General features: G+C 64.4%; 7 protein-coding genes. All 7 read right to left on the bottom strand.

Annotation, left to right across the window (positions count from 1 at the left end; genetic code table 11):
- A partial coding sequence (locus Q8R73_RS17380) for a type III PLP-dependent enzyme (protein WP_305720788.1) occupies window positions 1-1,165 on the bottom strand: 1,165 nt, incomplete at its 3' end.
- Window positions 1,152-2,696: an AMP-binding protein gene (locus Q8R73_RS17375; RefSeq protein WP_305720787.1), complete on the bottom strand. Its 1,545-nt coding sequence runs from the start codon at window positions 2,694-2,696 to the stop codon at window positions 1,152-1,154. The genes Q8R73_RS17380 and Q8R73_RS17375, both read right to left, overlap by 14 nt.
- Complete coding sequence (locus Q8R73_RS17370; protein ID WP_305720786.1) at window positions 2,693-2,953, bottom strand: acyl carrier protein; 261 nt, start codon at window positions 2,951-2,953, stop codon at window positions 2,693-2,695. Before Q8R73_RS17370 ends, Q8R73_RS17375 begins: the two co-directional genes overlap by 4 nt.
- Before the next feature lie 36 nt (window positions 2,954-2,989).
- A complete protein-coding gene (locus Q8R73_RS17365) occupies window positions 2,990-3,823 on the bottom strand; it encodes a hypothetical protein (protein WP_305720785.1) in 834 nt (277 codons plus the stop codon).
- A gap of 294 nt (window positions 3,824-4,117) precedes the next feature.
- Window positions 4,118-4,717, bottom strand: a complete 600-nt coding sequence (gene wrbA / locus Q8R73_RS17360) for an NAD(P)H:quinone oxidoreductase (RefSeq protein ID WP_305720784.1) — start codon at window positions 4,715-4,717, stop codon at window positions 4,118-4,120.
- A gap of 93 nt (window positions 4,718-4,810) precedes the next feature.
- The gene (locus Q8R73_RS17355; protein ID WP_305720783.1) at window positions 4,811-5,509 is read right to left on the bottom strand and encodes a pirin family protein; all 699 of its coding nucleotides are present in this window, start codon (window positions 5,507-5,509) and stop codon (window positions 4,811-4,813) included.
- 70 nt (window positions 5,510-5,579) lie between these two features.
- A partial coding sequence (locus Q8R73_RS17350; protein ID WP_305720782.1) for an SDR family oxidoreductase occupies window positions 5,580-5,888 on the bottom strand: 309 nt, incomplete at its 5' end.

Below are 5,888 nucleotides of genomic sequence, written 5' to 3'. Positions count from 1 at the left end.
TCAGGTCGCCTGCGCTCAAGTCCGGCATCTCGACTTTTCGGGCCAGCGTATCGAGCGGCGTGCATAGTGGACCGACGATCGTCGCCGACGATGTTTCGGTCGCATTCATGCGGGCCGGTGCCAGAACTGGATAATCCCGCTTGATGATCTGTCCGAGGTTTCCGGAAGCCGCGAGATGGTGATGCATGCCGCCGTCGGTAATCAGGAAGCGGGTGCCGCGCGAGAATTTCGCTGCATTGATCGCGGCGACGTAGATTCCGGCGGGTCCGGCGAGAAAGCGGCCGGGCTCCACCACGAGGCGGGCGTCGGCAAGCAGCGGATCGGATTTCAACTGCTGGCGAAGCGCGGGCAATCCGGCGGACAGTTTGGCCAGATCGAGCCGGCCATCTCCCGCGAAATAGGGAATGCCAAGGCCGCCGCCGAGATCGATGGTCTTCAGCGGTTGGCCGGCAATGGCGGCCACCCGCCCGGCCAGGTCGATGCCGTGCCGCCACTGCGCCAGCAGCACGGCCTCATCGAGAATCTGCGTGCCGGCGAAAAGATGCACGCCGCGCAGATCGAGTTCGGGTGCGGACTGCACTCTGCCGACGACCTCGCCGATGGTCTCCTCGTCGAAACCGAACGGCGCAGGCTTTCCGCCCATGCGCATGGCGCCGCCTTGCGCGGAAGCCACCGGATTGACGCGGATCGAAACCGGGACCGTGACGTTGAGGCGCGCCGCGATCGCCGTCAGTCTTGCGATCTCCTCGAAACTTTCGAGATGAATCTCGCCGATCCCGCCGGCCACGACGATCTCGAGCTCGCGCGCGCCCTTGGCCGGTCCGGCGAACAGGATATCCTCCGGTTTGACGCCTGCGGCTTGCGTCGCGCGATACTCGCCGAGCGACGCGATCTCGACGCCGGCGCCCTCATCGCAGAACAGGCGGATGACAGCGGGGGCCGGGTTGGCCTTGACCGAATAATGGATCCTCGCAAAACCCGACAGCGCGTCGGCCAGCATCCGGTAACTGCGGCGCATGGTGCCGCCGTCATAGATGAACAAAGGCGTGCCGTAGCGCGCCGCCAGCTCGCGCACGGGAATGCCGCCGATCAACAGATCCGGCCCGGCGATGCCGAAGTGATCGGCGGCCAGGTCTCCGGCGAATGACGCTTCAGGCGGCGGCATGCTGGCTCCGCTGCCGTGCCAGAAGCGGATAGTCGAGCTTGCCGTTCGGCGTTGTCGGCAGCGCATCGACCAGCTCGATCATGCGCGGCACCATGAATGCCGGCAACTGGCCGGAGACGGCTTTCAGGATGTCATGGACAGCCGGCGCGGCACCGTTCAGGGGCACGGCGACGGCGTGAACCTTCTGTCCGGCCAGCGGGTCGGGCAGCCCGATCACCGCGACCTGGCGGAACGCGCCGGTCGCCATCAGGACCTCCTCGACCTCGGTCGGGCTGATGCGGTAGCCCGACGACTTGATCATGGCGTCGGCGCGGCCGACGAAGCTGAAAAATCCGTCTTCGTCTTCCACCACGAGATCGCCGGAATAGCACACGACCTCGCCGCCCTGCGCCGCCGGCCGGAATGGATTCGGACGCAGCACCGCGGCGGTATCTTCGGGCCTGTTCCAGTATCCCAACGAGACCGTCGGCCCGCGATGAACCAGGATGCCGGGCTCGCCGGGCCTGGCGCGCTGACCGTCCGGCTTGACCGCAAACACCTCGCATTCGGGGATGGCCTTGCCGATCGAGGTCGGCCGCCTGTCGATTTCCTCGGGCGGCAAATAGGTGGAACGAAACGCTTCGGTCAGGCCGTACATCAGGAAGATGCGGGTGTCGCCCAGCATCTCGCGCAGCCGCCGCACCGTCTCGGACGGCACCGCGCCGCCGGAATTGGTGATGTAGCGCAGCGTCGGAAGCTTTGTCTTGCGCAGCAAGGGCGAGGTTTTGGTCAGGATCGCCCAGATGGTCGGAACGCCCGCGAGCCCGGTAATGGCGTGATCGCGAATGGCGCGCACGATTTCGTCGCCGAGCTGGAACGTGAACAGCACCGTCAAGGCGCGCTGCTGGATCGCGGTCAGCAATTGATTGAGGCCGTAGTCGAAGCTGAACGGCAGGATCGACAGGATCCGGTCACGTTCGGTGATTTCGAGATAGTTGATCACGATCCGCGAACCCGCCAGCAGATTGCGGTGGCTCAGCATCACGCCTTTCGGCTTCCCGGTGGAGCCGGACGTATAGAGAATGGCGGCAAGATCCTCGCCGATCGCGGGATCGCTCCCGATGTAATCCGTGTTGCCCGTGCCGCCCTCCGCGATCGCCTCGGTGCACAGGATCGTCAGTCGATCGAGTCCTGTCAGCGCCGCCGATATCGTCGAAAACAGCGCATCCGAACAGATCACGATCCGGGCGCCGGAATCCTCCACGATGTGGCGGATCTGCTGGGCGCGCAGCACGCTGTTGACCGGCACGAACACGCCGGCCGCGCGGCTGACGCCAAGCATGGCCCAGCATTCCTCGATGCATTTCGGCAGCACGATGGCGACGCGGTCGCCACGCGACAGGCCGTTCGCGCGCAGTGTTGCGGCGCATCGCGCGACCAGCTGGGAAAGGGCGTGGTAGCTGACCGACCGCTCGCCATCGATCAGCGCGACCCGGTCGGAATCGCCCTCGCGAGGGTCGAGCAGGTGATGAACGAGGTAGGGCGTGGTCACAGCTTGCGCCCGACGAAATCGGCCAGCTTGCCGGCGGTTTCCAGGTTGGACGCGTCGAAATCCTCGTCCTCCAGTTCGATGCCGAACTCGTCGCTGAGGAAGGTCATCAGTTCCAGGAACCCGAGGGAGTCGATCGCGCCGCTCTGCAACAGCGGAGTCGCCGCGTCGACATCGGCCAGCGCCGGGAACCTGTCGCGCAGATAGTCGCGGATGGTGCGCAGAATGTCGGTCTTCTCCAGGATCGCAGTATTGTTCACGTCAGGCTCCATGGGATCAGGGGCTGGAAGGTTGTCCTAGCCGAGAAAGATCAATTCCGAGTAAGTGTGGTCGATGCGGTTTCGGTCGGTCGCGCCCTTGACATAGGTTGGCGCCGACCAGCGCGCGATGCCGATGCCGGCGCGCGCATCGGCGCGGTTGGCATCCATCATCAGGAAAAACAAGCCGTTTCGCAGCAGGAATCGGGAGACGACCGCGAGGTTGTCGACGATCAATCGCTTGCTGTCCGTCAGAATGACGCGCGCACCGGGAAGGTGCCGGCGGGTCAATCTGGAGAAGATCAGGGGGTGGTGTTCGGCGCCGTCCTGCAGCACGGCCACGACACAGCCGAGCCGGGCGTGCTGGTCGAGCGTCGCACGGGACTCGTTGGACAGGCTTGCCGCGTCGACAGAGATCACGCGTGCGCGCCTGCGCGGGCGCAGCGCGGTCCATGGCAGCGGGAAAACCTGGAATCCTTCATTGAGGATTTCGAACCCCAGCCGCTGGTTGATCGCCTGTGCGGCCAGGCTCGGCGTCAGATCCGTGAACACCGCCTCCTGTGCCACGACCTTCTGCAGCATGCGCGGCGCCAGCCAGCGATGTTTCTCATCGACGTACCAAGCCGCCAGGTTGATCATGTCTTGCGCGCCACCGCGACCCGATCGCCCGCTCGGAATGGTCAGGACGATGCCGACATCCTCGCCGCCCATCGCCATCAGGAAGCCGACCGGTTCGGCGCCGCGCCGACTGGGCGATGTCAGGATCTTCTGCAGTCCTGCTGCCCAGAACGATTCGCTTTTCTCCGGAAAGCCCCGCTTGAGAACGGCGAGGGCCTGACCGAAATCGCAATCGTCGATGGGACGCAGTTTCATGATAATAGTGCACTGATCAATCGGCAACTCGACGCCCGCTGCGTCATCACAGATCTTAAACCGGATACGTCGATTCCGGTAGGTCGGGCGTTCTCCAGCGACGCAGTTGCTGGTGTTAACGTAAAGGAACGAGCTCGCAATTCTTCAGCACAAGATGGGTGCTTGATGATGAACGGTCGGGCGAATTACCGAATGGTAAACGCATCGTTAACGCCGTGAATGAAACGAAGCTTCCTGGCTGCGCGCAGATGTCGGCGGGGCGGCACCCCGAAAGCGAATGCCGCCCCGTTCGCCTCAACCATGCAGCTTTTTCGCGGTCTCCGCGATCACGCGGCCTTGATAGCGTGCGCCCGCCAGTTCGTTGTCGCTCGGCTGGCGGCTGCCGTCACCCCCGGTGATGGTGGTGGCGCCATAGGGCGAACCGCCGGTGACCTCGTCGAGTTTCATCTGGCCGGCAAAGCCGTAGTTCAGGCCGACGATCGTCATGCCGAAATGCAGCAGGTTGGTGATCACGGAAAACAGCGTGGTCTCCTGGCCGCCATGCTGGGTCGCGGTGGAGGTGAAGGCGCCGCCAACCTTGCCGTGCAGCGCGCCCTTCGCCCACAGGCCGCCGGCCTGGTCGAGGAAATTCGCCATCTGCGACGCCATCCGGCCGAAACGGGTGCCGGTGCCGACGATGATCGCATCGTAATTGGCGAGGTCCTCGATTTGAGCTATCGGCGCCGCCTGATCGAGCTTGTAATGCGAGGCCTTCGCGACGGCTTCGGGCACCAGTTCCGGCACGCGCTTGATGTCGACCGTGGCGCCGGCCTCGCGCGCGCCTTCGGCGACTGCGTTAGCCATGGTTTCGATATGTCCGTAGGTGGAATGATAGAGAACGAGAACTTTTGTCATGGGGAACTCCTGGATGTCTGCCTTGCGGGAAAAGGAAAAGAGAGGGTGGTCATGCCCGGGTCGATCCGGGCATGACGAGTTCGCTGTTGGTGGTTACGCCGCGTCGACCAGCACCAGTTCGGAATCTTCCAGCGCGGTGATCGTCAGCCGGGATTCGCCGGAGATCGCGGCGCCGTCGCGGGCGTTGACGAACACGCCGTTGACCTCGACGCTGCCCACCGCCGGCACCAGATAGAGGTTGCGGGCCTTGTCGGAGGCATACTCCGCGCTCTCGCCGGCCTTCAGCGTGGTCGCGAGCACCCGCGCGTCGGCACGGATCGGCAGCGCATCGTTGTCGGCCGCAAAGCCGCTGGCGATGGTGACGAATTTTCCGCTCCGATCCGACTTCGGAAACGGCTTGGCGCCCCAGGTCGGTGCGCCGCCCTGCGTGGTCGGCTCGATCCAGATCTGGAAGATTTTGGTCTTCGTCGGTTCCAGATTGTATTCGGAGTGACGCACGCCGCTGCCGGCACTCATCACCTGCACATCGCCCGCTTCGGTGCGGCCCTTGTTGCCGAGGCTGTCCTGGTGCGTGATCGCGCCTTCGCGGACATAGGTGATGATCTCCATGTTGGCATGGGGATGCGCGGGAAAGCCGCTGTTCGGCGCGATCTCGTCGTCGTTCCACACCCGCAACGAGCCATGGCCCATATTGTTGGGGTCATAGTGGCTGCCAAACGAGAAGTGGTGTCTGGCTTTCAGCCAGCCGTGGTCGGCGCCGCCGAGCGTTTCAAAAGGCCTGTGGTCGATCATGGGATATTCCCTTCGTTTGGATTTCTGAAAGCGCCGGGCGGATCTGCCCGGTGTCGTGAAACTGTTCGAATTAGGCGCCGAAGCCGCCATCGACATTCAGCACCGTGCCGGTCACGAACGACGCGCCGGGGCTGGCGAGGAAGACGACGCCGGCGGCGATTTCTTCCGCGGTGCCGAAACGCTGCAGCGCGTGCTGGCTTCGCTGGGCCTCGGCGAAGTCGCCGCCGTCTTTCGGGTTCATGTCGGTATCGATCGAGCCCGGCTGCAACACATTGACGGTGATGCCACGCGGTCCGAGGTCGCGCGATGCGCCCTTGCTGTAGCGGACGATCGCAGCCTTGGTGGACGCGTAGTCGGCGAGGCCCGGGAACGAGGCGCG

The sequence above is a fragment of the Bradyrhizobium sp. genome, from assembly GCF_030697065.1.
In the GTDB taxonomy this organism is placed as follows: domain Bacteria; phylum Pseudomonadota; class Alphaproteobacteria; order Rhizobiales; family Xanthobacteraceae; genus Bradyrhizobium.
The sequence above is the reverse complement of the archived record's forward strand: the minus strand, read 5'-3'. Positions and strand labels throughout refer to the sequence as shown.

Bases quoted from the DNA above. Each gene is read 5' to 3' on its own strand.
- Q8R73_RS17365 (WP_305720785.1), bottom strand. From the start codon at position 3,823: ATGAAACTGCGTCCCATCGACGATTGCGATTTCGGTCAGGCCCTCGCC.
- wrbA (WP_305720784.1), bottom strand. From the start codon at position 4,717: ATGACAAAAGTTCTCGTTCTCTATCATTCCACCTACGGACATATCGAA.
- Q8R73_RS17355 (WP_305720783.1), bottom strand. From the start codon at position 5,509: ATGATCGACCACAGGCCTTTTGAAACGCTCGGCGGCGCCGACCACGGC.